Below are 3641 nucleotides of genomic sequence, written 5' to 3'. Positions count from 1 at the left end.
ACCGGGATGCGGACGGCCAACTCGACTTGGGAGACAACTGCGTGGACCTCTTCGATCTGGCTGGTGACCCGCTGGACGCGGCCGTGACCCGGCTGAGGGCAGGTGTGAAGCCGACCGCCGAGGACATCGCCCTCCTCACCGAGGCGGCCCGCACCGCGCAGCGCGCCTTCGAGGAGGTCGGCGCGGCGAACGACGTGCTGGACGAGGCCTCGCGCCTGGGCGATGACCTTACGACCGCGCTCGCGGACAGCCTGGGCCGCCGGGCCCGGACGGAGATCCCGACGCTGCTCGGCGCCCTGCGGGCCCAGGCGGCGCGCGTCGAGCGTTCCGAGGCCGTCCGTACCATAGCCAACCGCATCCTCGGCAACGACGGGCCGGACGAGCCGGCCGCCCTCGACTCCGTCCCTGCTCTCACCGCCGACCTGCTGCCCCGCGTGCCGTCCATCTACGACGACGGGGAGAAGCCGGGAACGAGCCTCGCCGACCTGTGGGAGCGTCAGGAACACCTGGAGCGGGTTCAGGACCGGGTGCGCAGGGAGCGGGTGGAGCACGTCGCGGGGCACCTGGTCGCACTCGCAGAACGAATCGTCGACCGAGCCTTCGTCGATGCCCGGTTCACCTGGGCGGCACTCGACGAGATGGACCAGGCCTACGCGCTGTGGTGTGCGTGCCTCGACGAGGGCTGAAGCGCCCCTGACTGTCAGGAACAGGCCCTATGGTCGTTCCCACGCGCCACGACCGGACCGATCACCGAGGGGGACGCCATGCAGGTGAGGGAGACGCTGTTCGCCGATCTCGTCCAGGGCAGAGCACAGCAGTTCCAGGTGCCGCTCTATCAGCGGACCTATTCATGGGCGGAGAAGCAGCTGAGACAGCTGTGGACCGACATCCTGGAGCAGGCCGAGCTGCTGGAGTCAAGAGAGAACGCAAGCACGCACTTCCTGGGGTCCGTGGTGCTCGCTCCGTCACCGCAGAACGAGGCGACGTTTCCCCGATGGCTCGTCGTCGACGGACAGCAGCGGCTGACCACGCTCTCGCTAGCCCTTGCCGCGATCCGCGACCACATAGCCGAAGCCGAACCTGACGCGGCCGAACGCATCAACGAGGACTACCTCATCAACAAGCGCAAGAGCGGAAACGACCACCTCCGACTGCTGCCGACTCAGGCTGACCGTGCGCAGTTCGCCGCGTACGTTCGCGGACCGTTCTCGGAAAAGGCCGCGGGCGGAGCGGTCGCCACTGCCTACGGCTTCTTCCGCCGCAAATTGGTCGAGGCCGCTGATCCGGTCGCCCCACAGGACGTGTTCCGCATCGAGAGGGCCATCACTTCACGGCTGACGCTGGTCGCGGTGACCGCCGAGCGTGGTGACAATGTGCATCGAATCTTCGAATCCCTCAACAACACCGGGCTCAAGCTCAGCCAGGCAGACCTCCTGCGCAACTACCTGTTCATGAAGCTGCACACCCGCGGTGAGCAGGTCTACGAGACCTACTGGCTGCCGCTGCAGGACAGCCTGAGCAACGAAGAGCTGGAACAGCTCATGTGGCTTCAGCTGGTCCTCGACGGGGACGACCGGGTGCGCCGCCAGGACCTGTACGCGGCTCAGCAGCAGCGTTTCGAGCGCGGCGCGGCGAGCGAGGAGGCAATCGAGGCTTACATCAGGGAGCTGCACCGCCGTGCCGGTATTTTCCGTCGGCTGCTCCATCCCGAGGAGGAACCGAACGCGTCGGTCCGCGCCCACCTGCGCCGCCTGGACGCCTGGCAGGCCCAGGTGACCTACCCCGCGCTGATGCTGCTGCTCGACCGTCGTGAGCTTGGGGGGCTCGACTCCTCGGACACGGCCCGCGCGATGTCGTACATCGAGAGTTTCCTGGTGCGCCGGATGATGTGTCGGGTGCCGACGAACAACCTCAGCAGGATCTTCCAGGCCGTGCCCGGGCAGCTGCCGCTCGACGTGCCCGTCGCCGACGGGCTGCACCAGCTACTCTCCGCCGACAACCGGTTCTGGCCCAACGACGAGGAGCTGCGAGAGAAGATCCAGAAGGCGCCTTTCTACCAGTTCGGACGCTCGCAGCAGCGCAAGATGGTGCTGCAACGACTGGAGGAGAGCTACGGGCACCCCGAGCCGGTGGACTTCGCCGCCGCGCAGCTCACCATCGAGCACGTCATGCCGCAGTCACCCGGCGACGAGTGGCTCCGAATGCTGGATGAGGACGCGGCCAGCGGAGAGCTGGCGGAGGATCTACACTCCCGGTTGCAGCACACGCTCGGAAACCTGACGCTCACCGCGGTCAACTCACAGCTGTCGAACCACCCCTTCGAGCGCAAGCAGGACCTGCTGCGAGGCAGCCACCTGGAGATGAACCGCCGCATCGCCGCGACCGAACGCTGGGGTGTGAAGGAGATCCGCGCCCGCGCCGACGAACTCGCCGACCGTGCGATCGCGCTGTGGCCGGCCCCGCTGCGCGGAGTCGGCCGTGCGGAGCGGAGCCGGGACTGGCACCTGGCTCACCAGGTGCTCGCCGCGCTCCCCCACGGAACCTGGACGTCGTACGGCGATCTCGCAGCGTTCATCGGCTCCGGAGCCCAGGCCGTGGGCAGCCATCTGGCCAAGACGCCGAGGGTGGCCAACGCGTACCGCGTACTCACCTCCGAAGGCAAGGTCTCCGACGGCTTCCGCTGGACGCCTCAGGACCAGGGAGGCGATGTTCACGCCCGGCTGACCGCCGACGGCATCCGCTTCACGGCCAACGGTGCCGCCGATCCAGCCCAGCGCCTCTCCGTCGACGACCTCGCCCTGCTGGTCGGCGGAGCCGACGACGACCAGGCCGTCGGCAAGGAGGACACCGCGCAGCGCACCCCAGAGAGCCAGGATGAGGAGACGCGCGCCGACCGGTTCTACCGTCAGCTCGTGGCGGAGAACTCCCCCGAGAGGCGGTTCTTCCGTCAGCTCGCGGAGGACAATTCCCGCGAGACGGTGGAGGCAGTGCGCGCCCTCTTTGCCCGCTGGGAAGAACTCGGCGGCTCGATCAACGTGGTCGGAGGCGACAACGCTACCGGCGCGTTCCTCACCCTGGGTGAGTCGGGCGCCCCGGGCAGCGGGATCTCACCGCTAAGCCTCACCCCGGGCTGCGGCCTGGGCGGCAACGCGTATGTCGGCTTCCAATACCTGGCCGCACAGGAGCCGTTCACCGACCGCGTCCTGTGTTCCGAACTCCTCAGGCACCTCAACGAACTTGAAGGGGTCGACCTCCAGATGAGAAAACCGGGCCAGGGACCGGACCCCAGCTTCCGGCTGTCCGTTCTGGAGAAGGACCGCAACCGTGAGCTGCTCGTGGAGACTCTGACGTGGTTCCGGGACCGCTGGGAGAGTCGGGATACGGACTGAGACAGGAATTCAGGAGGCACCGGTCGATCGTCATGAGTCGAAGAGTGCCCCATGACGGTCCTCCCTCGCCAAGGGGCGCGAGCGAGGACGAGGCCCCTTACCTCAGCCGCGAACGCTTCGCGCAGCAGGCAGGCGACGGCTTGCATCTGCTGGCCGGTGGTGAGCAGGTCGTCGAAAAGCAGGACGGTGCGATCCTCTTCGCGGCGTTCGATGCGGATGGCCATTGCGTGGGCAGCGGCCGCGAGGCGCTAG

The 3641-nt window shown here is 67.8% G+C and carries 3 protein-coding genes; all 3 read left to right on the top strand.

Annotated elements, in window-relative coordinates; translation table 11 throughout:
• Nucleotides 1-686: hypothetical protein (locus AC3ET4_RS30480; RefSeq protein ID WP_431955157.1), on the top strand; the 686-nt coding region annotated here is incomplete at its 5' end.
• 78 nt (nt 687-764) lie between these two features.
• Entirely contained in the window at nt 765-3389 is a 2625-nt protein-coding gene (locus AC3ET4_RS30475; protein WP_431955155.1) for a GmrSD restriction endonuclease domain-containing protein, read from the top strand.
• A gap of 44 nt (nt 3390-3433) precedes the next feature.
• A partial coding sequence (locus AC3ET4_RS30470) for a hypothetical protein (protein WP_431955153.1) occupies nt 3434-3641 on the top strand: 208 nt, incomplete at its 3' end.

The organism is Actinacidiphila sp. bgisy167, assembly GCF_057707665.1.
This window is presented reverse-complemented; position numbering and strand designations above follow the sequence as displayed.